19 protein-coding genes and 1 tRNA gene are annotated in these 24033 nt (G+C 67.2%); 6 read left to right on the forward strand and 14 right to left on the reverse strand.

From position 1 onward, the window contains the following. Positions 1 to 10: 10 nt before the first annotated feature. The 3 genes from PUN71_RS03540 to PUN71_RS03550 form a co-directional block, all read right to left on the reverse strand. Entirely contained in the window at positions 11 to 349 is a 339-nt protein-coding gene (locus tag PUN71_RS03540; protein WP_277797367.1) for an AtpZ/AtpI family protein, read from the reverse strand. Next, positions 342 to 824, reverse strand: a complete 483-nt coding sequence (locus PUN71_RS03545) for a Cg1360 family ATP-synthase-associated protein (protein WP_043453407.1) — start codon at positions 822 to 824, stop codon at positions 342 to 344. The genes PUN71_RS03540 and PUN71_RS03545 overlap by 8 nt, the downstream gene beginning before the upstream one ends. A gap of 112 nt (positions 825 to 936) precedes the next feature. Beyond that, positions 937 to 2049, reverse strand: coding sequence for an MraY family glycosyltransferase (locus PUN71_RS03550; protein WP_277797368.1), 1113 nt, complete (start codon positions 2047 to 2049; stop codon positions 937 to 939). Positions 2050 to 2324: 275 nt separating this feature from the next. Here PUN71_RS03550 and PUN71_RS03555 point away from each other — a divergent pair, with 275 nt between their 5' ends. Continuing rightward, entirely contained in the window at positions 2325 to 3221 is an 897-nt protein-coding gene (locus tag PUN71_RS03555; RefSeq protein WP_277797369.1) for a glycosyltransferase, read from the forward strand. A 55-nt stretch (positions 3222 to 3276) separates the two neighbouring features. Here the strand turns inward: PUN71_RS03555 and PUN71_RS03560 are convergent, their stop codons facing one another. The 10 genes from PUN71_RS03560 to argS form a co-directional block, all read right to left on the reverse strand. Continuing rightward, on the reverse strand, positions 3277 to 4035 hold the full coding sequence (locus PUN71_RS03560) for a WecB/TagA/CpsF family glycosyltransferase (protein ID WP_277797370.1): 759 nt from the start codon (positions 4033 to 4035) through the stop codon (positions 3277 to 3279). Then, entirely contained in the window at positions 4035 to 4859 is an 825-nt protein-coding gene (locus PUN71_RS03565; RefSeq protein WP_277797371.1) for an L-threonylcarbamoyladenylate synthase, read from the reverse strand. Before PUN71_RS03565 ends, PUN71_RS03560 begins: the two co-directional genes overlap by 1 nt. Beyond that, positions 4856 to 5755 carry a peptide chain release factor N(5)-glutamine methyltransferase gene (prmC, locus tag PUN71_RS03570; RefSeq protein WP_277797372.1) on the reverse strand — a complete coding sequence of 300 codons (900 nt, stop codon included), beginning with the start codon at positions 5753 to 5755 and terminating at the stop codon, positions 4856 to 4858. The genes PUN71_RS03565 and prmC overlap by 4 nt, the downstream gene beginning before the upstream one ends. Positions 5756 to 5768: 13 nt before the next feature. Continuing rightward, positions 5769 to 6842, reverse strand: coding sequence for a peptide chain release factor 1 (gene prfA / locus PUN71_RS03575; RefSeq protein WP_277797373.1), 1074 nt, complete (start codon positions 6840 to 6842; stop codon positions 5769 to 5771). Between the two features lie 284 nt (positions 6843 to 7126). Next, the gene (rho, locus tag PUN71_RS03580; protein ID WP_277797374.1) at positions 7127 to 9268 is read right to left on the reverse strand and encodes a transcription termination factor Rho; all 2142 of its coding nucleotides are present in this window, start codon (positions 9266 to 9268) and stop codon (positions 7127 to 7129) included. Positions 9269 to 9561: 293 nt separating this feature from the next. Next, positions 9562 to 10536: a homoserine kinase gene (gene thrB / locus PUN71_RS03585; RefSeq protein ID WP_043453426.1), complete on the reverse strand. Its 975-nt coding sequence runs from the start codon at positions 10534 to 10536 to the stop codon at positions 9562 to 9564. A gap of 2 nt (positions 10537 to 10538) precedes the next feature. After that, positions 10539 to 11645 (reverse strand): threonine synthase, encoded by a 1107-nt coding sequence (thrC, locus tag PUN71_RS03590; protein WP_277797375.1) that lies wholly within the window; start codon positions 11643 to 11645, stop codon positions 10539 to 10541. Beyond that, a complete protein-coding gene (locus PUN71_RS03595; protein WP_277797376.1) occupies positions 11646 to 12962 on the reverse strand; it encodes a homoserine dehydrogenase in 1317 nt (438 codons plus the stop codon). After that, complete coding sequence (gene lysA, locus PUN71_RS03600) at positions 12963 to 14435, reverse strand: diaminopimelate decarboxylase (protein ID WP_277797377.1); 1473 nt, start codon at positions 14433 to 14435, stop codon at positions 12963 to 12965. A gap of 5 nt (positions 14436 to 14440) precedes the next feature. Then, positions 14441 to 16105: an arginine--tRNA ligase gene (argS, locus tag PUN71_RS03605; protein WP_277797378.1), complete on the reverse strand. Its 1665-nt coding sequence runs from the start codon at positions 16103 to 16105 to the stop codon at positions 14441 to 14443. A gap of 217 nt (positions 16106 to 16322) precedes the next feature. Between argS and PUN71_RS03610 the strand changes: the two genes are divergently transcribed. Continuing rightward, positions 16323 to 16395, forward strand: a tRNA-Arg gene (locus tag PUN71_RS03610). Between the two features lie 53 nt (positions 16396 to 16448). Here PUN71_RS03610 and PUN71_RS03615 read toward each other — a convergent pair. Further along, a complete protein-coding gene (locus tag PUN71_RS03615) occupies positions 16449 to 17405 on the reverse strand; it encodes a cation diffusion facilitator family transporter (protein WP_043453436.1) in 957 nt (318 codons plus the stop codon). A 125-nt stretch (positions 17406 to 17530) separates the two neighbouring features. Here PUN71_RS03615 and PUN71_RS03620 point away from each other — a divergent pair, with 125 nt between their 5' ends. The 4 genes from PUN71_RS03620 to PUN71_RS03635 all read left to right on the forward strand — a co-directional run bounded on the left by PUN71_RS03620 (position 17531) and on the right by PUN71_RS03635 (position 23997). Continuing rightward, complete coding sequence (locus PUN71_RS03620) at positions 17531 to 18583, forward strand: M4 family metallopeptidase (protein WP_277797379.1); 1053 nt, start codon at positions 17531 to 17533, stop codon at positions 18581 to 18583. A 61-nt stretch (positions 18584 to 18644) separates the two neighbouring features. Then, entirely contained in the window at positions 18645 to 18956 is a 312-nt protein-coding gene (locus tag PUN71_RS03625; protein WP_043453441.1) for a protealysin inhibitor emfourin, read from the forward strand. A 41-nt stretch (positions 18957 to 18997) separates the two neighbouring features. Then, positions 18998 to 22987 (forward strand): ATP-dependent RNA helicase HrpA, encoded by a 3990-nt coding sequence (gene hrpA / locus PUN71_RS03630; RefSeq protein ID WP_277797380.1) that lies wholly within the window; start codon positions 18998 to 19000, stop codon positions 22985 to 22987. A 26-nt stretch (positions 22988 to 23013) separates the two neighbouring features. Further along, positions 23014 to 23997: a beta-ketoacyl-ACP synthase 3 gene (locus tag PUN71_RS03635; RefSeq protein ID WP_277797381.1), complete on the forward strand. Its 984-nt coding sequence runs from the start codon at positions 23014 to 23016 to the stop codon at positions 23995 to 23997. The last annotated feature ends 36 nt before the right edge of the window (positions 23998 to 24033 follow it).

The raw sequence follows: 24033 nt of genomic DNA on the forward strand, positions 1-24033 counted from the left end.
CCCTGTGAAATTATTTGGCATTATCTTCTCCGTCAGTCGACGGTGCGCTGGGAGCATGGCGCTCATCAGCATGTTTGCGGGAACTGGTGAGGCCGTGCATGTGGGAAAGGTAGAAACCTCCGACGGCTCCAAGCAGAGCGCCTGCGAGCACAATCCAGCGCGTTCCCCACAGATAATCCAGTCCCCACCCTATCAAACTCCAGACGATGATTCCGCCAATGATGTAGCTGAATACAGCCATTCCAGCGTTGTAGCCGCCATCGGTTGATGCGGCGGAATCAGCGGAAGCGGAGCCCTTGGATCCCGGTGCGCCGGATGCGGTTCCCTTGGTCTTCTTCGGGTCACGCATCGGATGCCCCCTTCTCTTCTGGATCGTTGTAGATCTGGAGGCGGGCTTTGCTGAATCCGTGGATCTCCGCTGCCTGCCACAGGACCACGGCAACAACGGCGCCGATGAGGAACCATCTGCCGTGAAGCCACTCCGGGGCGCCAATGGCGAACAGGATCACGGCGAAGCCGACGACTTTGACGAAGTAGGTGGCGACGAATGCCCCAATGGCCCCGGAAGGATTGCGGCGCCCCACGAAGTGCCCCACGAGGAGGCTGATTCCGAAGAACAGCATGACCAGGAATCCGCCAAGCACGGCAGACACCGCCCCGCTTGCCCCGTTGAGGAGCGCCGCGGGAATTGCGCAGAGCAGGAGACCTGCGGCAGCGGCGATACTGCTGCGCTTGAGCAGGTGGAGCCAGAGTGACGGAGTGGGACCGGACGTGCCAACGGGTCGGTTGCCGGAGGCAGGTCCGGACTCGGCGTTGGAGGTCATTCGATCCCAATCGTCGGCACCGCATGGCGGATCGCCAGGAGGCAGTGGGTGGAGTGGCAGCTTGGGCTGCCCCTAAATTCTACACGAGATAGAAATAATTCAGAACATGCCCCTACACCCGGCTTTCGGCGCCGTTGCGGGACAGGTACGGCCATGCGGTCACCAGGCCCATGACCAAAGTGGCGAAGAGGTCGACGGCGAGGACGATCTGCCACGGGAAGATGGCGAACGCCAGCCCGCCGAAGGAGAGCACCGCGGTCCAGAGGTACATCAGGATCACGGCAGTGCGGTGGGAGTAGCCGATGTCCAGGAGTTTGTGGTGCAGGTGCCCCCTGTCCGCTGACCAGGGCGAACGTCCGCGGGCAGTCCTGCGGACCACCGCAAGTCCCAAATCCAGCAGCGGAAGGAAGAGCACCGCAAACGGAAGCAGGATGGGGATCACGGTGGAGATGCCGTTGACGCGGTCGTAGAGGCCCGAGCTGATCTGTCCTGTGGACACCACGCCGGCCGACGCCATGAGGAGCCCGATGAGCATGGCGCCGGAATCCCCCATGAAGATTTTTGACGGGAAGAAGTTGTGCGGCAGGAAGCCAAGGCAGCCGCCCACCAGAACGGCCGTGATGAGGGTTGCGAGGTCGGAATAGTCGAGCAGGACGGCGTTCCGGTGCACCCAGTAGGCCGTGAAGAAGAAGGCCGTTCCGCCGATGATGGCCACCCCTGCAGCGAGCCCGTCCAGACCGTCGATGAAATTGAAGGCGTTCATGGTGGTGACGATCAGCCCTGCCGTCAGCACGACCCGGAGCATTCCGTCCTGGAGATAAATGGGTTCCGGTACCCAGGGGACGATGGTCATCTGGACCCCCCACAGGGCCACGGTCAGCCCGGCGGCGCTTTGTCCGATCAGCTTGACCCACCAGCGGATGTCCAGGAGGTCGTCTGCCACGCCCACCAGGACGATGACGGCGGCGCCGGCGAGGACGCCCCAGGGCGAGAAGTTGTTGCGGTAGATGTCCTCGACGAAGAACGACTGGCTGGCAACGACCAGGGCCACCAGGACACCGAGGAAGATGGCCACGCCGCCGAGCCTTGAAACCGGGGTGGAATGCATGTCCCGGCTGCGGATGGGCAGGTGTAGCTCCAGCCGGGTGCCAACCACGCGGGCGCCCCATGTGGCGGCGTACGACACGATGGCAGCCGTCAGCCCCATGAGCAGGTACATGATCATGGGGCGGGGGCCATTTCAGGAGTGGTGGGGTGGAAGCGGTTCAGCTGCGTCGGCAGCCGGTCCTTGGTCGGTGGGCTCATTGGCCGGGAATCTGTTCGTCGATAAATGAAACTTCTCCGTCGCCGAGCGCGCAGCAGGCAGTGTTCGGTGCCTTACAGGGCTGTATTACAGTGGACTCTAGTCAAAGATACTAGTGCCACGGGCACCATGGCTCCGCGCCACACGGGCGCACTCCACGCGGGGGACCCCCTGGCGGCCATGCTGAAAGGACCCCCATGACCCCCCGCATTGCGGTTGCCGCGGTGACCTTCGACCGGCCCAAGGAACTCTCCGTCCTGCTCAATGCGATCAACGCCCAAACCCGGCAGGTTGACACTGTTTGCCTCGTTGACAGCGGCACGACGCCGGCCCGGGCCGTGGCCGAAAAGCATCCGAACGTCGACTACGTCCGTTCGGAGGCAAACCTCGGCGGCGCCGGCGGATTCGCCCTGGCGGCCCTGAAAGCGGTGGCCAGCGGCGCGGAGTGGATCTGGATGATGGACGACGACGCCGAGCCGGTGGATCCCGAATGCCTCGCCACGCTGCTGCGCGAGGCCGAGGCACGCGACCTGGAAGCCGTTGTTCCGCTGGTGACCGCGCCCGGCGCTCCGGACAGGCTGTCCTTCTTCTTCCGCCTTGACGGCAAAGTCACCCATGACCGGGCGGAACTGGAGAAGCGGGGCTTCCTCCCCGGCGACGGCCATTTCTTCAACGGCGCGCTGATCCGTTCGGACGTGTTCTTCAAGGTGGGCCTGCCGGACATGCGCCTGTTTATCCGGGGCGATGAGGTTGACTTCACCATCAGGCTCCGGAAGGCCGGGATCCGGTTTGGGACGGTGACCACGACGGCCATCACGCATCCGCACGCCTTCTCTGAAACCCAGCACGTCTATGGCGCGCGCTGGCACGTCATCGTTCCGGATTCGGCCTTCAAGCGCCACTACTATTACCGGAACCGCGGCTACCTGATCCGCCGGTACTTCCGGGTGCGGTCGTTTGTGGCCGACGTCGGCGGCTACCTGGGCTACTTCGCGCAGCGGCGCGACCTCCCTGGCTTCCTGGCCTGGGCCCGTTCCTTTGGTGCCGGACTGCGGGGCAGGGGCTTCGGGCCACTGGAGGACCAGAAGTTCTAGGCGGGTTCCCTGGCAGCAGCCGGGCGGGGCTCCTGCACTGCCCGGCCGCCGCCTTTCAGGGTTTTGTTTTTAGCCGCCGCGCGGCCAGGAGCCACAGCAGGACCCAGGGCTCGCCAAGGACGCGGTATGCGACGCGGCGGGGATGCAGGAGCAGGCGCCACGCCCACTCCAGTCCCATCCTGCCCAGCCAGCGGGGTGCAAGCTTCTGGACCCCCGCCAACTGCTCAATGGCACCGCCCACGGCACAGTAGACGGCCGGCGGCATGTCATTGAGCCTGCGCTGCAGCACTTGCTCCTGCAGCGGCATGCCCAAGCCAATCAGGACCAGTTGCGGTTGTTCGCGGTGCAGCCAGGCGACAGCGGCGTCCTCCAGGGCGGACCCCCAGCCCTCCCCCGGAAAGCCGGATACCCGGGTGCCCGGAACAATCTCCTTCAGCCTGCGGACGGCCCCGGCGTTTGCTTCCGCGCCGGCTCCGATCACTGCAATCCGCTCAAGGCCTTGCACCTGGTCCAGTGCCGGCAGCCAGTCGGTGGAGCCCAACCGGTAGTCCATGACGGGACCGTCGGCGTTGCCGGTCCTCCCCCACAGCCACAGCACCGGGGCCCCATCCAGGAGCACCACATCGCTTTCCTCGTACAGGCGGCGGAAGGCGTCGTCGGACAAGGCCAGCGTGACGCTGTGCAGGTTGTGGCCCAGGACGGTCCGGGTGGACCCCTCGGCCACGAAGCTGCTCAGCTCGGCAACCAGCTCGGAAACCCGCAGCGGAGTGGCATGGACGTCCAGGACGGGAATCTGCTGGCGCTCCAGCGCCATCAAGGCTGCTGGTTTCCGGCAGGCCCGGCCGGTTCTGCCTCGATACCCGCCACGGCGGAGGAGCCTGACGAAGCCGGCCGTCCGGCGTCGTCCGTTGAATCCTGCGCGCCACCATCGCCGGCAGCGGCCGGCGCGGTGCCCGGTTCCTCGTCGGCCACCGGGATTTCGCCCAGGCCCAGGACGTCCGGAACATGTGCGCGCAACTCGTCCAGGCTCACGGCACCGTTGCGCACGACGCGGAGCCGGGGGCCCGTGGCGTCCACGATGGTTGAGGGAACCCCGGCTTCACCTTCCAGGGGGCGCGGACCGCCTTCCAGGTAAACATCCACGGAGTCCGCCAGCTGGTCCCGTGCGGCGGCGGCGGTCTGCGCGGGAGCCTGGCCGGTGCGGTTGGCGGAGGAAACAGCCAGCGGGCCCGTAAGGGTCAGCAGTTCCAGGGCGACGTCGTCGGCGGGCATCCGCAGCGCCACGGTGCCCTTGGTTTCGCCCAGGTCCCAATCCAGTGACGGCTGGGCGTGCAGGATCAGGGTAAGGCCGCCGGGCCAGAAGGCCTCCGCCAGTTTCCGGGCATCGGCCGAGACCTCGGTGGCAAGGCCGTCCAGGGCGTTGATCCGGGGAATCAGGACCGGCGGGGGCATGGTCCGGCTGCGCCCCTTCGATACCAGGAGCATGGTCACGGCCTGGGGCGAAAACGCGTCCGCACCGATGCCGTACACCGTATCCGTGGGGAGCACCACGCACTTCTTTTCGCTGATGGCGCGCTGCGCGTGCTCCAGGCCCCGCGCCCGTTCGTCGTCAATAGTGCAGTCATAAGTTGTGGTCACTGGCTCATTCTTTCATTCCTCGAGGCCTGGTCAGCGAGTACGGCGCTGGTGGCGCGCTCTTTGCCGTTGAGGTCCAGGTGCGTTGTGATGGCTGTCCAGCGGCCCGTCCTGGCCAGCATGGCCGCGATCCAGCCGGACTGGACTTCCGCGTGTTCCATGACGAAGTAGCCCCCGGGCCGCAGCAGCCGGGCGGCCGTGGCCGCTGCCGCCGTCGGAAGTTCCATGCCGTCCGCTCCCCCGCCGTACAAAGCCTCCGGCGGGTCGTGCAGCGCCACTTCGGGTTCATTGGGGATGGCCTCGGACGGGATGTACGGCGGGTTGGACACCACGACGTCGACTGTCCCGTTGAGTTCCGGGAAGGCGTGGCGCAGGTCCCCCAGGACAAGGTCGACGCCGAGGGGGGCGAGGTTCTTCGCCGCCCAGGCGTGCGCGAACGGGCTGAATTCGACGGCGTGGACCTCGGCGCCGGGAACTTCGGAGGCAAGGGACCCGGCGATGGCCCCGGATCCTGTGCCCAGGTCCACCATCCGCGGGGCGGACATGCCCCGGACGTGGTCGATGGCGAGCTGGGCCACGGATTCGGTCTCCGGACGCGGGATGAACACCCCGGGTCCCACGGCCAGTTCGAGGTACCGGAAATGGGCAACCCCGGTAATGTGCTGCAGCGGTATGCGGCGCACACGCTCGGCGACAAGCCCGGCGTAACCCTCAGGCGCCGGAGTGTCGCCCAGCATCAGCGAGCGGAGCCGCCCCAGGCCGACGTTCAGGAGATGGTCAGCGAGGAGCTCGGCATCGGCCCGGGGGCTGGGGACGCCCGCCTCGGCCAGGAGCGCCGCGGCCTCCCGGACCGCTGCGGCCAGGGACTGGGCAGGCGCCTCAGGGGTGGGCTCGGTCATCGGATGCGTCCGGTCAGTCGCCGATGGCGTCCAGCCGCGCCTGCTCGTCCATTTCGATGGCGGACTGGATTACCGGTTCCAGGTCGCCGTTCATGACCTGGTCAAGGTTGTAGGCCTTGTAGCCGGTGCGGTGGTCGGCGATGCGGTTTTCCGGGTAGTTGTAGGTGCGGATGCGCTCCGAGCGGTCCATGGTGCGGATCTGGGACTTGCGCTGGGCCGAGTTCTCGGCGTCGATCTGCTCCTGCTGGTGCGCCAGGATACGGGCCCGCAGGACGCGCATACCGGCCTCGCGGTTCTGCAGCTGCGACTTTTCGTTCTGCATGGCCACCACTATGCCGGTGGGAAGGTGCGTGATGCGCACGGCGGAGTCGGTGGTGTTCACGGACTGGCCGCCGGGCCCCGAGGACCGGTACACGTCGATCTTGAGGTCGTTGGGGCTGATTTCGAGTTCTTCGGGCTCATCAACCTCGGGCAGGACCAGCACTCCGGCGGCAGAGGTGTGGATGCGGCCCTGGGATTCGGTGACGGGAACCCGCTGCACGCGGTGCACGCCGCCTTCGAACTTGAGCCGCGCGTAAACGCCCTCGGCGGGGTCGTTGGAGTTGCCCTTGACGGCGACCTGGACGTCCTTGTAACCGCCGAGGTCGGATTCGGTGGCGGAAATGATTTCGGTCTTCCAGCCGCGGGACTCCGCGTACCGGGTGTACATGCGCAGCAGGTCGCCGGCGAACAGGGCGGCTTCGTCGCCGCCTTCACCGCCCTTGACCTCGAGGATCACGTTGCGGGCGTCGTCGGGATCGCGGGGAATCAACAGGCGCCGCAGCTTGGCGGCAGCAGCCTCCAGCGAAGCTTCCAGTTCCGGCACCTCGGCAGCGAACTCGGGATCCTCGGCAGCCATTTCCTTGGCAGCAGCAAGGTCATCCCGGAGGCCTTCCCACTTGTGGTAGGCCTCAACAATCCCATTAAGCTGAGCCGACCGCCGCCCCAGCTTCCGGGCAAGCCGCTGGTCAGCATAAACAGCAGGATCCCCCAGCTGCGCCTGGATGGCATCATGCTCATCAAGCAGGCCCTGTACGGACTCAAACATCTATAAACCTCTTTCGACTTGTACAAGTCTAGTGACAAACGAAAACGGGACAGCGGCTGGTGACTTAACGACGAAGCCGCCCGGCCGGTGACCCTGCTGAGGAGGCGTTCGGTTTTGCCGCCCCGGGAGTGGCATCGGGCCTGCCGGAGCTGGGCGGCGAACGATCGAAGATCGTGAAGCCGCCCAGCGAAGGGGCGGGGGCGGCAAAACCGAACGACGAAGGCGGGGGCGGAAAACCCGCGCGGCGAACCACGCAAGGCACCCGCACCCCGCCCCGAACTCAGCTACTTGTCGTTATCCGACTTCGCACCAAGCGTCGTCTTCTGGACCTGCATGAGGAACTCGACGTTGCTCTGGGTTTCCCGGATCTTGTTGGTGAGCAGTTCAAGGCTCTGCTGGGTCTCGAGTCCGGAGAGGACGCGGCGCAGCTTCCACATGATCTTGACTTCCTCGGGCGAGAGCAGGTTCTCCTCGCGGCGGGTGCCGGACGCATTGACGTCCACGGCGGGGAAGATGCGCTTGTCGGCCAGCTGGCGGGACAGGCGCAGTTCCATGTTGCCGGTGCCCTTGAACTCTTCGAAGATGACCTCGTCCATCTTGGAGCCGGTCTCGACGAGCGCGGTGGCCAGGATGGTGAGGGAGCCGCCGTTTTCGATGTTGCGGGCGGCACCGAAGAAGCGCTTGGGCGGGTAGAGGGCTGCGGAGTCGACGCCACCGGACAGGATGCGGCCGGAGGCCGGTGCTGCCAGGTTGTAGGCACGGCCCAGGCGGGTCATGGAGTCCAGCAGGACCACCACGTCCATGCCCATTTCCACCAGGCGCTTGGCGCGCTCGATGGAGAGTTCGGCCACCGTGGTGTGGTCGTCGGCGGGCCGGTCGAAGGTGGAGGCAATGACCTCACCCTTGACGGTGCGCTGCATGTCCGTGACTTCTTCGGGCCGTTCGTCAACCAGCACCATCATGAGGTGGACCTCAGGGTTGTTGGTGGTGATCGCGTTGGCGATGGACTGCAGGATGAGCGTCTTGCCTGCCTTGGGCGGGGAGACGATCAGGCCGCGCTGGCCCTTGCCGATCGGGGCCACGAGGTCGATGACGCGGGGACCGATCTTCTTGGGGTCGGTCTCCAGGCGCAGGCGCTCGGACGGGTAGAGCGGAACCAGCTTGGCGAACTCGACCCGGTCCTTGAGCTCTTCAGGGGTCTTGCCGTTGACCGAGGTCACGCGGACCAGGGCGTTGAACTTCTGGCGGTTGGACTGCTGGTTGCGGTCCTCGCCCTCGCGGGGTGCACGGATCGCACCGACGACGGCGTCACCCTTGCGCAGGTTGTACTTCTTGACCTGTGCGAGCGAAACGTAGACGTCGTTGGGGCCGGGCAGGTAGCCGGAGGTGCGGATGAACGCGTAGTTCTCCAGGACGTCCAGGATGCCGGCGACCGGCAGCAGGACGTCATCCTCGGTGATTTCGACGTCGTCCACGTCCGGGCCCTGGTTGCGGCCGCGGCGGCGGTCGTTGCGGTCCCGGAAGCGGTCGTTGCGGGAGTTGTCCCGGTCCTGGCCGCCGGAACGGTCGTTGCGGTCGCGCCGGTTGCGGCGGTTCCGGCGGCTTCCGCCGTCGGTATCGTCGTTGTCGCGGTTGTCGCGGTTGGCTTCACGCTGGCCCGCCTCGCGGCTGCCGGCGTTGTCGCGGCCACCGTCGGAGTCGCGGGAGCCGCCGTCGCGGCCCCGGGTGCGCCCGCCTTCACGGCGTTCGGTGCGCTGGCCGGCGTCGGACGCTTCCGCGGCGGGCGCCTCGGCGCGCTGGTCGCCGCCGCGCTGGTCGCCGCCACGCTGGTCCGCGGCCGGCTGCTCTGCCGGGGTTTCCACCGGGGCTTCCTGGATGGAAGCGGCAGCGGCTTCGCTGCGGCGGCGGTTGCGGGTGCGGGGCTGGCGGCGCTCGGGGGCGCCTTCCGTTGCCTCGGTGGTTTCCGCAGGGGCGGCCGACGTCGCCTCGACGGCTGCGGCGCCGGGCGCGCCGGCGGTTTCTGCTGCGGGAGCTTCGGCTGCGGGAGCAACCACACCATCACTGACGGCGCGGCGGCTGCGGCCACGGCCGCGGGCACGGGTGCCCTCGGCGGCGGGAGCTTCGGCGGCAGGAGCCTCGGGAGCAGCAGCGGGTGCGGCTGCGGCCGGGGCGCTTTCCGGCGTCTTTTCCGCGGACTTCGCGGGAGCCTTGGCAGTCAGGGTGCCCGCACGGTGGGCGGAGATGGCCGAGACCAGGTCCCCCTTGCGCATGCGGGATCCGCCCGAAATACCGAGCTGGCTGGCGAGGGCCTGCAGCTGGGCGAGCTTCAGGCCGGCGAGGCCGCTGCTCTTGGCGGGTGCGGCCGTTGATTCGGCAGCAGAAGTTGTGTGTTCCACAGCTGGCGACAGCTCAGTGGTTTCGGTCACGAAGGATCCTTCCCCCTCGACGGCGTCCAGACTGGGAGCTGGACGCGATGATTTGATCTGGGCTGCAGTTCAGATCTGCAGCCGGGATTTCGGCCTTGCCGGTTGGATTTCGGCCAGCAGGGCCGGATACTGATTCACCTTGCGCTGCGCCCGTGGCGCAACGCCGGACTGACGGTTCAGGGGCAGTTGGATGCTGCAGATTCCTGCGACAGACCAAGCAGGCGGCACCGGAATACATTCACAGTCGTAGATCAAATAGCAACTGAATGCAGGAGCAGATCAGATAGGCGGAATTACCGCCGGTGCAAGTCCACCTTAGCACCTTCAACGTCCACTGCGAGCTTCAGTACGCGCCAACCGATGTCCGGCGTGTTCTCCGCGGTGAAGGCCTCGATGAAGGCCACGGCATCCGCGGCCTGCGCCTCCCCGTCCGCCAGCACCAGGACGGTGGGCCCGGCGCCGGAAACGACAGCCGGGTAGCCAGCCTTGCGCAGCGCGCCGATCAGCGCTGCACTGGGCCGCATGGCCTCCGCACGGTAGCTCTGGTGCAGGTAGTCCTCGGTGCCGGGCAGCAGGAACTCCGGTTTTTGCGTCAATGCGTGGATCAGCAGGGCGGCACGGCCTGAATTCATCGCCGCTGCGTGGTGCCCCACCGAGGCGGGGAGCAGGGCGCGTGCGGCTTCGGTAGCGAGTTCGAAGTCGGGTACCGCCACGATGGGGATGACGGAGCCGGCCACGTCGGCCCTGGTGCTGCTGTACTGCTCACTGTCCTGCCATGACAGCGCCAGTCCGCCGAAAATCGCCGGTGCCACGTTGTCGGGATGGCCTTCCAGTTCGCTGGTGAGCTGGAGGATCCAGTCCTTGCCGCGCTGGTCCTCCGCGGGGACCATGGCGTTGGCGGCCGATACCGCGGCCACCACCGCCGACGCTGAGGAGCCCAGCCCGCGGCCATGGGGATTCACGTTCCGGGCGGTGACCTTCAGGCCGCCGTGGCGGAAGCCGAGCCGCTCGAAGGCGGCGTCCATGGCGCGAACCACCAGGTGGCTTGCATCCCGGGGAAGCGAGTCTGCCCCTTCACCGCTGAGCTCGAACACGAGTTCATCGGTGTCCAGGCTTTCCACGGTCAGCGTGTCATGCAGCGCCAGCGCCAGGCCCAGGCTGTCGTAGCCCGGGCCCAGGTTGGCGCTGGTGGCGGGGACGCGGACGGTGACCCGCTGCCCCGGCTCAATCAGGTGCAGTCCGACGGCGGCCTGCGAGGTGGTGTCCAAGGCTATTTTTCTTCCAGTCCCAGTTCAGCGGCGACGGTGACCACATCGTTGGGGACCTTGACCGGCTGGACGTCGCTGCCGTCCTCGGTGCGCAGCGCCCACTGGGGGTCCTTGAGTCCATGCCCGGTGACGGTGATGACGATGGTCTTTCCGGCGGGCACCTCGCCCGCGGCGTGCTTCTTGAGCAGGCCCGCCACGCCGGCGGCGGAACCGGGCTCGACGAAGACGCCTTCCTTGGACGACAGCCAACGGTGGGCGTTCAGGATTTCCTCGTCGGTGACGGCATCGATGAGGCCGCCGGACTCGTCACGCGCGCCAACGGCACCGTCCCAGGAGGCAGGGTTGCCGATCCGGATCGCCGTGGCAATGGTGTCGGGCTCGGTGATCGGGTGGCCGGCGACGAACGGTGCGGCACCGGCGGCCTGGAAGCCCCACATGGCGGGTGTTTTGGTGGACACGGCGGGCAGCGTTCCTGCGGTGTCGGACTCAAAAGGAGCGGAGTACTCCTTGTAGCCCTTCCAGTAGGCGGTGATGTTGCCGGCGTTGCCAACCGGCAGGACGTGGATGTCCGGGGCGTCGCCCAGGGCATCGACCACCTCGAACGCGCCGGTCTTCTGGCCCTGGATGCGCGCCGGGTTGACGGAGTTCACCAGGAACACCGGGTAGGACTCCCCCAGCTTGCGGGCGATGTCCAGGCAGTTGTCGAAGTTGCCGTCCACCTGCAGCAGCGTGGCCCCGTGGGCGATGGCCTGGCTGAGCTTGCCCATGGAGATCTTGCCTTCGGGGACCAGGACGGCGCACTTCAGGCCGGCGGCGGTGGCGTAGGCGGCGGCCGACGCGGAGGTGTTGCCGGTGGAGGCGCACACCACGGCCTTGGCCCCCGAGGCGACGGCTGCGGTCATGGCCATGGTCATCCCGCGGTCCTTGAAGGATCCGGTGGGGTTCATGCCCTCGACCTTGAGGTAGACCTCGGAGCCGGTGAGTTCGGAGAGTTTCTGCGCGTGCACCAGCGGGGTGCCGCCCTCGCCCAGGGTGATGACCCTGGTGGACTCCGTCACGGGCAGACGGTCAGCGTATTCGCGGATGACACCGCGCCATTGGTGAGCCACTTAGACTCCTTCTACCCGCAAAACGGATGTAACTGAGTTGATGACGTCAAGGCCTTTCACGGCCTCGACGGTGGCTGCGAGGGCAGCCTCTGACGCGCGGTGGGTGACGATCCGCAGTTCGGCGGATTCCACGGTGGATTCCGCATCCCGGTGGATGGTCTGCCGCATGATTTCGATGGACACGCCATGCTCGGCGAAGAGCTGGGCAATCCGTGCCAGGACGCCGGGCTGGTCGGCGACGTCCAGGCCGATGTAGTAGCTGGTGGTGGCGGCGTCGATGGGCAGCGCGGGAACGTGGCCGGTGGTGGTTTCGGTGCGTCCGGGGCCGCCCAGGACCAGCCGGCGGGCGGCCGAGACGAGGTCGCCCAGGACCGCGGAGGCGGTGGGGGTACCGCCGGCGCCCTGGCCGTAGAACATCAGCTCGCCGGCGTTTTCGGCCTCGATGAACACGGCATTGAACGCCCCGCGGACGGCGGCCAGCGGATGTTCGCGCGGCAGGAGCGTGGGGTGGACGCGGACGGAGACGCCTTCAGTGCCGTCGGCATCGGTGAGTTTCTCGGCGATGGCCAGCAGTTTGATCACGAAGCCTGCGTCCTTGGCGGCGGCGATGTCCGAGGCGCTGACGGACGTGATGCCCTCGCAATGGACGTCGTCCATGGAAAAGCGCGTGTGGAAGGACAGCGAGGCAAGGATGGCCGCCTTGGCGGCGGCGTCGTGGCCTTCGACGTCGGCGGTGGGGTCCGCTTCGGCGTAGCCAAGGCGCTGGGCTTCGGCGAGGGCGTCGCGGAACTGGGCACCGGTGGTGTCCATCTGGTCCAGGATGAAGTTGGTGGTGCCGTTGACGATGCCCAGCACCCGTGTGATGCGGTCGCCGGAGAGGCTGTCCCGGATGGGGCGCAGGATGGGGATGGCTCCCGCGACGGCGGCCTCATAGGAGAGCTGCACGCCGGCTTTGTCCGCCTCTTCGTAGAGGGTGGGTCCGTCCTGCGCCAAAAGCGCCTTGTTGCCGGTGACCACGCAGGCTCCATTGCGGAGCGCGGCGAGGATCAGCGTGCGGGCCGGTTCGATGCCGCCCATGAGCTCGATGACCAGGTCGGCGTCCTTGACCAGCGTATCGGCGTCGGTGGTGAAGAGCTCCTGGGGCAGGTCGACGTCGCGGGGGGCGTTGACGTTGCGCACGGCAATGCCGCTGAGCTGCAGCCGGGCGCCGGTGCGGGCGGCAAGGGCATCGGCGTCCTCAATGAGGATCCGCGCAACCTGGGCTCCGACGTTGCCACAGCCCAGCAGGGCCACTTTCAGCGTTCGCATTTCCGTCATTCAGGCTCCCATGTCGCGGTTCAGCAGGTCTTCTTCGGTTTCCCCGCGGACAATCAGCCGGGCAGATCCGTCGCGCACCGCGACAACGCCCGGCCGGGCCAGATAGTTGTAGTTGCTCGAGAGGGCCCAGCAGTAGGCGCCGGTTCCCGGTACAGCAAGCAGATCACCGGCTGCCACGTCCTCGGGCAGATATACATCTCTAACAACTATGTCGCCGCTCTCGCAATGTTTGCCCACTACGCGGGACAGCTGCGGGGCGGCATTGGAAGCCCGGGACGCGAGCACGGCCGAATAATCCGCGTCGTACAGCACCGGACGGGCGTTGTCGCTCATGCCGCCGTCGACTGAAACATACCGGCGCGGATACGTAACGTTGTTGTCCGCGTCACCGTCGCCGGAAGCGGCCGGCGCGTCCACGCGGACGGTCTTCAGCGTGCCCACCTCATAGAGGGTGAAGGTGGTGCTGCCCACGATGGCGCGGCCGGGCTCGATGGAGATGCGCGGCGCGTCGATGCCCAGTTCGGCGCAGGTGGAACGTACGACGGCGGCCATCGCCGTCGCGATTTCCGCTGCGGGGCGCGGGGTGTCCACGGGGGTGTAGGCAATGCCGTAGCCGCCGCCGAGGTCCAGTTCCGGCAAGGTGATGGAGTACTTTTCCTGCATGGCGGCCAGGAAGCGCAGCAGCTTCTCCGCGGCGAGCGCGAAGCCGTCCGGCTCGAAGATTTGGGAGCCGATGTGGCAGTGCAGGCCCAGCAGTTCGATGCCGGGATGGGCGGACGCTGCTGCCACCGCTTCCTCGGCGGCGGAGATGCCTGCCTCATCGGTGGTGTCTGCCGCCATGGAGAGGCCGAACTTCTGGTCCTCGTGGGCGGTGGCGATGAACTCGTGCGTGTGGGCATGGACGCCGGGGGTGAGCCGCAGCATGACCTTCGCCTGTTCGCCGCGGGCCCCGGCAATGCTGCCAACGCGCTGGAGTTCGGCCAGGCTGTCCACCACGATCCGCCCCAGGCCCATGTCCAGCGCCCGGTGGATCTCGCCGTCGGACTTGTTGTTGCCGTGCAGCGCGACATCCGCGCCGGGAATGCCGGCCCGGTAGGCAACGGCGAGTTCGCCGCCGGAGGCCGTGTCCAGGCGCAGTCCCTCTTCCTCCACCCAGCGGACCACGGAGGTGCACAGGAACGACTTGCCGGCGTAGTAGACATCCACTCCCCCGCAGACATCGGCGAAGGCGTCGTTGAATGCGTCGCTGAAGGCCCTGGCGCGGGCGCGGAAGTCGTTCTCGCTCATGACGAAAAGCGGAGTGCCGTACTGCCGCTGCAACTCGCTGACGGGGATGCCGTCGATGCTGAGTTCGCCCTCCGCGTTGCGGGCGACGTCCTTGGCCCACATCGGTTCGTGGAGTTTGTTCAGGTCATCCGGGACGGCGAGCCACCCCGGGGCCAGCGGGGAACCCTGTGCTGCTGTGTTCGTCATCGGTCCTACATCCGTTCCGGCGCCGAAACGCCCAGCAGGTCCAGCCCGTTGGCCAGCACCTGGCTGGTGGCGTCGTTGAGCCACAGCCGGGTGCGGTTGAGGTCGGTCACGGCCTCGTCACCCATCGGGGCGATGCGGCAGGCGTCGTACCAGCGGTGGTAGGCCCCGGCGATTGCCTCCAGGTGGCGTGCCACGCGGTGCGGTTCGCGCAGTTCGGCGGCCTTGGCCACGATGGACGGGTAGCTGCCCAGGTAGGACAGCAATTCGTTCTCCGTGGCGTGGTCCAGCAGGGAAGCATCAAAGCTGTCCGCGCCGTCCACGGTGCGTTCCACGCCGGCTGCCACAGCATTCCGGGCGGCGCCGCGGGAGCGTGCATGGGCGTACTGCACGTAGAACACCGGGTTCTCGTTGCTGTTCTTCTTCAACAGCTCCGGGTCCAGGGTCAGCGGCGAATCGGCGGGGAACCGGGCCAGGGAGTAACGGACGGCGTCCTTGCCCAGCCAGTCGATCAGGTCCTTGAGCTCGATGATGTTGCCTGCACGCTTGGACAGCTTGGCTCCGTTGACGGACACCAGCTGGCCAATCAGGACCTCGATGTTCACCTCGGGATCGTCGCCGGCGGCGGCAGCGATGGCCTTGAGCCGGTTGATGTAGCCGTGGTGGTCGGCGCCCAGGAGGTAGATCTTCTCCGTGAAGCCGCGGTCCTTCTTGGAAAGGTAGTAGGCAGCGTCCGCGGCGAAGTAGGTGGGCTCGCCGTTGGCGCGGATCATCACCCGGTCCTTGTCATCGCCAAAGTCCGTAGTCCGCAGCCAGACCGCACCGCCGTCGTCGAACACGTGTCCCTGCTCGCGGAGGCGCGCCACGGCACTTTCGATGGCCCCGGCGTCGTGCAGTTCCTGCTCGGAGAAGAAGACGTCGAACTCAACGCCGAAGTCCGCCAGGGTGGCTTTGATGTCCTTCATCTGCGCTTCGTAGGCGGCGGCACGGATGACGGGCAGGGCCGCCACCTCCGTGAGTTCGCGGATGTCCGGGTGCGCGGTAAGTACCTCATGGCCAAGGTCGGCGATGTACTGCCCCGGGTAGCCGCCGTCCGGCACGGGAAGGCCGTGGAGCCGGTTGTAGACGGAGGTGGCGAAGGTGTTCATCTGCGAGCCGGCGTCGTTGATGTAGTACTCGGCCGTGACGTCCGCCCCGGAGGCGCGCAGCACGCGGGCGATCGAATCCCCCAGCGCGGCCCAGCGCGTGTGTCCGATGTGGAGCGGCCCGGTGGGGTTCGCGGACACGAATTCCATGTTCACGGTGTGGCCCGCGAGCGCCGTGTTGGTGCCGTAGTCCCTGCCGGCCTCGACAATGGCCTTGGCCAGGGCGCCGGCGGCTGCGGCGTCCACCGTAATGTTCAGGAAGCCCGGGCCCGCTATATCAACGGCGGACACCCCGTTGATGGACTTCAGCCGGGTGCTGAGGATGCCGGCAAATTCGCGCGGATTGGTGCCGGCCTGCTTGGCCAGCTGCAGGGCGATGTTCGTGGCCCAGTCGCCGTGGTCCCGGTTCTTGGGCCTCTCCACGCGCACGTCAGCCGGAATGGCTGATTCCGCAAGGGCAATATCGCCGGCAGCGACGGCGTCTTTGAGGCAGGCGGATATGGCGAGGGAAAGTTCTTCGGGAGTCACCCCTCTAGCCTACCGGGGGCCGGTGACAGCAAAGAATTCGAAGCGTCGTCCCCGCCGCCCCGGTGGAACGGGCCCGGGACGGGGCGGGCTCCTTCCGGGGCTGCTGAAGCTGCCTGGCTGGGCTCCGCGGCAGGGCCGTGGCGCCGGTTTTCCCTTGCGGGCCACCTTCCTGCTAAGCTCTAGGACGTCCCGCCGGGAACGGCAGGATATCCGGATTGCCCTCGTAGCTCAGGGGATAGAGCGTCTGCCTCCGGAGCAGAAGGCCGTAGGTTCGAATCCTACCGAGGGCACAGAGAAAACCCCGCCGCTTCAGTGAAGCGGCGGGGTTTTTCGTTTCCGCCGGTCAGTCCTGGAAGCGTAACGCCGCCTCGTCCAGGGTGGCGAGCGTCAGCACTGCTTCCTCCACGGTTTCGTGGTCCTCCAGTTCCCGCTCGATCCGGCGCAGGACCACCGCCACTTCGTGCTCCGGGTGGTCCCCCTGCAGGTCCACTGCGGCAACGAGGTACAGTTTCCGCGGCCCAACAAATTCCAGGTGCAGGTACGTCAGCCGGGCGATCTCCGGGTGCTCCAGCACGCGCCGGGCCATGGACCGTTCGATGTCCGGCGTGACGCCCTGGCCCACCAGGAAGCGCCGGTTGCGGTCAATCAGGACGACGGCGACGACGGCCAGCAGCACGCCCACCGCGATGGATCCGATGGCGTCGGGCAGCGGCGATCCGGTGACCTGGTGCAGGAACACGCCCAGGAAGGCCACGACCAGCCCAATCAAGGCGGCGGCGTCCTCGGCGAAGACAGCGCGAAGGGTGGGATCGGAGCTGATGAGGACCTGCTCAAGGGTGTGCCGGTCCAGTTCATGGGCGGCCTTGCGGGTCTGCCGGAATGCCTGGACGAAGGAGATCCCCTCGAAGACGAACGCCACGGCCAGGACGATGTAGGCAATCGCGAAGTCGGCCGCGGGCTCCGGTTCAATAATCTGCTGGACGCCGTGCATGATCGACACCACGGCACCGGCGGTGAAGAGTCCGAACGCGGCGAACATGGACCATACGTAGGCTTCCCGGCCGTAGCCCATCGGGTGGCTCTTGTCGCGCGGGCGGGCAGACCGGCGTTCGGCGAAGAACAGGAACACCTGGTTTCCGGTGTCGGCCCACGAATGCGCGGCTTCGGCGGCCATGGAAGCCGAGCCCGACAGGACGGCGGCCACCGTTTTGGCCGCCGCCACGAGGGTGTTGGCCGCGAAGGCAACGATGACCGTCAGCAGGGTGGAGCTGGGCTTGGTGCGTTTTTCGGTTTCCGGCATGCGCCTACCGTACCCACGTCAACCCGCTGCAGAGGCGCCGGTGGCGGCAAAATCCGGGTGTCGGCGTCCCGCCGATTGTCGGTGGCTCCTCGTAGCCTGAAAACACCTAGCTGAGGGAGTACACCATGCACAGTCAGTTCTGTTCGATCGTTCCGCCCTACCTGCTGCGGCGGCTCGCGCAGCAGGATGCGCCCGGATACTCGTCCGCGGCCAGCGCCGCCAGGAAAGCGCTGGGCCACGTGGAGTCATTCCAGTCTGCACGGGCACAGGCAACACCGGCGCTCACGCCCGGCGTACGGCCAGTCAAGCCGGGCCCGGCCAACCGGACCATCTACGATGCTGCCGGCGGGGAGTCGCTTCCGGGCCGGCAGGTCCGCGGCGAAGGCGGACCCGCCACCGGGGACGCAGCTGCCGACGAAGCCTACGACGCACTGGGGCACACGCACCGTCTTTACGCCGACGCCTTCGGCCGCGACTCCGTTGACGGCAGCGGGTTGAGGCTGGACGCCACCGTGCACTTTGGGAAGCTCTACGACAACGCCTTCTGGAATGGAAGCCAGATGGTGTTCGGTGACGGCGACGGTGAAGTCTTCGAACGGTTCACCAGGAGCGTCAGCGTCATCGGCCACGAACTGGCGCACGGCGTGACCCAGTACTCGGCGGGGCTTGCCTACCGGAACCAGGCAGGTGCCCTGAACGAATCGATGTCCGACGTCTTCGGCGCGCTGGTTGAGCAGTACGTGAAGAACCAAACCTCGGCGGAGGCAACCTGGCTGATCGGCGAGGGACTCTTCACGCCCACTGTCCAGGGCGTGGCCCTTCGGTCCATGAAGGAACCGGGAACGGCATACGACGACGACGTGCTGGGCAAGGACCCGCAGCCGGACTCCATGGACACGTACGTCCGGACCAGCGCGGACAACGGCGGGGTCCACATCAACTCCGGCATCCCCAACCGTGCCTTCTACCTTGTCGCGGAGGCTGTGGGCGGATATGCCTGGGACACGCCCGGCCGCATCTGGTACGAAACGCTCACCAACGGCTCACTGCCGCCCGCTGCAACGTTCGCCGTCTTCGCCCGGGCCACTGCGCGGGCTGCCACGGACCTTTTCGGCGCAGGCTCCACGGAGCATGACGCCGTGGTCCGTGCGTGGGAAACTGTGAAGGTCAAGGTTTAACCGCTGCCCCGGCCGCCTGAATACCGGCCGCCCGGGCCAAAGGAAGCCCGGAGTAAGAGCCATGAAAATCAAGGTGGAGCGCACCGGCGGTATGGCGGCAGTCACCCGGGTATGGACGGTGGACGCCCGGTCGGACAGTGACCTCAACCAGTGGCAGCCCATCGTCGAGGCCTGCCCGTGGGATGCGGTTCCCAGCACCCCGCGGGCAGCAGCCGCCGCCTTCGAGGCGCCGCAGCCGGACAGGTTCATGTACTCGATCACTGCCGGGCAGCGCCGGGCCGCACTGCCCGAGCACGCCCTCACGGGGCCGTGGCGGATCCTGGTGGATACTGCCCGCGCTGCCGCTGAGGAGTCCGGCCCAGGTTCCGCCTGAGCCCTGTGGCCGTTCCCGGCGGCAGTAGACTGTCTGCAGCCATGACTTTTCATATTTCCTATCCCGCCGAGCTGCCTGTTTCCGAGCGCCGCGAGGACCTGATGGCCGCGATCGCCGCCAACCAGGTGACCATCATCGCCGGGGAAACCGGCTCCGGGAAGACCACCCAGATCCCCAAGATGTGCCTGGAGCTGGGCCTCGGCGACAAAGGCCTGATTGGCCACACCCAGCCCCGGCGGCTTGCGGCCCGCACCGTGGCCGAGCGCATCGCGGAAGAACTCGGCGTGGAGATCGGCCAGGAGGTTGGCTTCCAGGTCCGCTTCACGGGCGAGGTCAGCAAGGCAACCAAGGTCAAGCTGATGACGGACGGGATCCTGCTCGCCGAGATCCAGCGGGACAAGCTGCTGCGCAAATACAGCACCATCATCATTGACGAGGCCCACGAACGCAGCCTCAACATCGACTTCATCCTGGGCTACCTGAAACGGGTCCTGCCGCAGCGGCCGGACCTGAAAGTCATCATCACCTCGGCCACCATCGATCCCGAGCGGTTCGCCAACCACTTCGGCACCCCGGACAACCCGGCGCCCATTATCGAGGTGTCGGGCCGGACCTACCCCGTGGAAATCCGCTACCGCCCGCTGTCGCAGCCGAAGGCCGACGATGACGACGCCTCGGACGATGAACTCGAGGAGGACCGGGATCCGCTCGACGCGGTCTGCGATGCCGTGGACGAACTCGCCGCGGAGGCTCCCGGCGACATCCTGGTCTTCTTCTCCGGCGAACGCGAAATCCGCGATGCCGCGGAGGCACTGCAGGCCCGTGTCCAGTCCAACCGCAGGCTGGCCAACACAGAGATCCTCCCCCTGTTTGCCCGGCTGAGCCTGCAGGAGCAGCACAAGGTGTTCCATCCGGGCAGCAAACGCCGCATCGTGCTGGCCACCAACGTGGCGGAAACATCGCTGACCGTGCCGGGCATCAAGTATGTGATCGATACCGGAACGGCGCGCATTTCCCGCTACTCGCACCGCACCAAGGTCCAGCGCCTGCCCATCGAGCGGGTCTCGCAGGCTTCGGCCAACCAGCGCTCCGGCCGCTGCGGCCGGGTGTCCGACGGCATCGCGATCCGCCTGTACTCGGAAGAGGACTTCGAGTCCCGGCCCCGGTTCACCGATCCCGAAATCCTCCGCACCAACCTCGCGGCCGTCATCCTGCAGATGACGGCCATGGGCGTGGCAAGGGGTCCGAAGGATGTCGAGGAGTTCCCCTTCGTGGAGCCCCCGGAAACACGGGCCATCAACGACGGCGTCACCCTCCTCCGCGAGCTCGGCGCCCTGGCTCCCGCACGCCCCCAGCAGGGCAAGGCCGGCGCCGCCGCCGGCAACGGCCGGGGCCAGTCCCAGGGCGGCGGCCTCACCGCCGTCGGACAAAAACTCGCACAGCTGCCTGTTGATCCGCGCCTGGGCCGGATGATCGTGGAGGCCGGAAAACGCGGCTGTGTCCGGGAGGTCATGATCCTTGCCGCCGCGCTCACCATCCAGGACCCGCGGGAAAGGCCCACCGACAAGCAGCAGCTGGCCGCGGAAAAGCACAACCGCTTCCGGGACGAGAACTCGGACTTCACCGGCTTCCTGAACCTTTGGAACTACCTGCAGGAGAAGCAGCAGGAGCTGTCGTCGTCGGCCTTCCGCCGGCTGTGCCGCGCCGAATTCATCAACTACCTGCGTGTCCGGGAATGGCAGGACCTCTTCACCCAGCTGCGCCAGCTCGCCCGGCCGCTGGGCATCACCCTGGACAACAAGCGCCTGGCGGACCCCGTGGGCAACCACGACGGGATCCACATCAGCCTCCTCGCCGGGCTGCTGAGCCACATCGGCATCCTGGACGAGCGCAAGCGCGAATACGCCGGCGCCCGGGGCAGCCGCTTCGCGATCTTCCCCGGATCGGCACTGTTCAAGAAGTCCCCCACGTTTGTCATGGCAGCCGAGCTGGTGGAGACCAGCCGGCTGTGGGCACGGGTGGCCGCCAAATTCGATCCGGTATGGGCTGAACAGGTGGCCCCGGACCTGGTGAAGCGCAGCTACAGCGAACCCCACTGGTCCACCAAGCAGGGCGCCGTCATGGCCTATGAAAAGGTCACTCTCTACGGTGTTCCGATCATCGCCCAGCGGCGGATCAATTACGGCCGGGTGGATCCCGTGGTTGCCCGGGAACTGTTCATCCGGCATGCCCTGGTGGAAGGCGACTGGCGCACCCACCACAAGTTCTTCCACCGCAACCGCGCCCTCCTGCATGAGGTGGAGGAACTCGAGGCCCGGATGCGCCGCCGCGACCTGCTGGTGGACGACGAGACGCTGTTCGAGTTCTATGACGCCAGGATCGGCCCCGAGGTGGTGTCCGAGCGGCACTTCGACAAATGGTGGAAGGAAGCGCGCCGGGAGAACCCGGACCTGCTGGACTACGACAAATCGCTGCTCCTCAGTGACGACGCCGACGAACTGGACGACTCCGCGTACCCGAAGACGTGGCTGCACAAGGGTTTTGAACTACCGCTGGCGTATGAATTCCATCCGGTGGCGCCCGGATCCACGCCGGACCCCTCCGACGGCGTCACGGCCGAGGTGCCGGTGCTGTTCCTCAACCAGCTCGACGACGCCCCGTTCCGCTGGTTGATTCCGGGGCAGCGCGCTGAGCTGGTGACCGCCCTGATCAAGTCGCTGCCCAAGCAGATCCGGAAGAATTTCGTCCCGGCGCCCGATGTTGCCCGCCAGGCGGTAGCCGTCCTCGAGGCGGACTTCGACCCGGAAAAGGATGAGCTGGAGCCGTCGCTGGAACTGGCGCTGCGGCGGATCCGGGGCGCGGTCATCCCGCCCGGGTCCTGGAACTGGGACGCTGTCCCCCCGCACCTGCGCATGAGCTTCAAGGTAGTGGACAGCAAGGGCAAGGTGCTGGGCGAAGGCAAGGACCTTGCAGAGCTCCAGGAGCGTCTTGCCCCTGCCACCCGGCGTGCCATCGCCGAATCCCTCGGCGCCACCCCCGCCACGGCCGCGCCGGGCAAGGCCGGCAGGGCGCCGGGCGGGAACGGCAAAGCGCCCGACGGCGGGCGGCAGCAGGGGCAACAGGCCGCCACGGTCCCGGGCAGCCGGGCGGCGGCCGGGTTCGTGGAGCAGGAGGGCCTGACGGAATGGAGCTTCGGCACCATCGAGCGCCAGGTCAGCAGCATGGTCAAAGGCCACACGGTCACCGGCTATCCCGCGCTGGTGGACCAGGGCACCTCCGTGGCCCTGCGCGTATTCCAAAGCCCGGAGGAGCAACAGGACGCCATGCGCGGCGGGGTTATCCGGCTGCTGGCCCTGCGCGTGCCGGCACCGGACCGCTACGTCCTGGAGCACCTGAGCAACACGGAGAAACTCACCTTCAGCCAAAACCCCCACGGGTCGGTGTCCGCACTCATTGCCGACTGTGCCCTGGCCGCCATCGACAAGCTCACGCCCGCGGACCTTCCGTGGGACCGCCAGGCCTTCGATGCCCTTTATGAGGTGGTCCGTGCTGAGCTGATCGATACCGTCTTCTCCGTCACGGCCACCGTTGAGCGCATCCTCGCCAGTACCCGGCGGATCGAGAAGCAGCTCAAGGGGACCACCAGCCTGGCCCTGATCAGTGCCCTGAACGACATCAAGAGCCAGCTCGGACAACTGGTGTATCCGGGGTTTGTGGCACGCACGGGCTACGCCCAGCTCAGCCAGCTGCCCAGGTATCTGGCGGCCATCGAGAAACGGCTTGAACGCCTGCCCGGGAACGTCCAGCGGGATGCCCTGAACATGGCCATGGTCCAGCGGCTTGAGGACGACTACGACGATGCCGTCTCGGCGTTGCAGCCGGGGCGACGTGCCGGCCGGGAGTTAACCCAGGTGCGCTGGATGATCGAGGAACTCCGGGTCAGCCTGTTCGCCGTCGAACTGGGAACCGCCTACTCCGTGTCTGAGAAACGCATCCGCACCGTACTCAACAAGGCACTCGCCCCCGCCTAGCAGCGGTCCCCAACGAGAGGAATCGAATGAAGCTCACGCTTGCCCACGGCCCGGCAGGGACAGAGATTGCGGGCCTGGGCCATGCCCAGCCCGAGCGCGTGATGGACAACCACGAACTCGAAGGGATGATGGACACCAGCGACGAGTGGATCCGCCAACGCACGGGCATCGTCACGCGGCGCATCATTGCCGACGGCGGGACGGTGGTGGACCTTGCCGTCCCGGCCGCGCGCATGGCATTGGCCGATGCCGGGGTTGCCGCTGCCGACATCGACCTCGTAGTGGTGGCCACCACCACGGCAGCAGAGCGCTCCCCCAACACCGCCGGCCGCGTCGCGGAGGCACTTGGCCTGGGCCGCGACAGCCGCGGTCCGGCAATCATGGACGTCAACACCGCCTGCTCCGGCTTCGAGTACGCACTGGGCGTGGCGGACCAGGCGATCCGCAGCGGAAGCGCCACCCACGCGATCGTCGTGGGGGCTGAAACCCTTTCCGCAGTGACGGACTGGACGGACCGCGCCACTGCAGTCCTGACCGCCGACGGTGCCGGCGCCGCCGTCGTCCGCCCCTCCGCCACACCCCGCATTGGCCCGGTGGTCTGGGGCTCGGAGGCAGGCATGGCCGACGCCGTCAAAATTTCCCCGCCCTCGGGCAGGTTCTCCCAAAACGGGCGCGAAGTCCTGCGGTGGGCCCTGACCAAGGCTCCTGAACGTGCCCGCGAGGTGGTGGCCCGCGCCGGCCTGACGCTGGACGACATCCAGGTCCTGGCCGCGCACCAGGCCAACCTCCGCATCATTGAGCCACTCGCCGATGCCTTGGGCATGACGGACAGGATCGTCATCACCGATGTCACCGAATCGGGGAACACGTCCGCCGCGAGCGTTCCGCTCGGCCTGAGCAAGTGGTGGCATGCCGGCACCATCCCGTCCGACGTTCCCGCCCTGCTGTTCGGTTTCGGCGGCGGTTTCACCTACGCCGGCATGGTGGCGATGACGCCCCGCCGGGACTGACGCGTCAACGCCCGCCGCTGCTGCGGCGGGCGTCTG

The sequence above is a fragment of the Arthrobacter sp. NQ7 genome, assembly GCF_029581595.2.
Classification (GTDB): domain Bacteria; phylum Actinomycetota; class Actinomycetes; order Actinomycetales; family Micrococcaceae; genus Arthrobacter; species Arthrobacter phenanthrenivorans_B.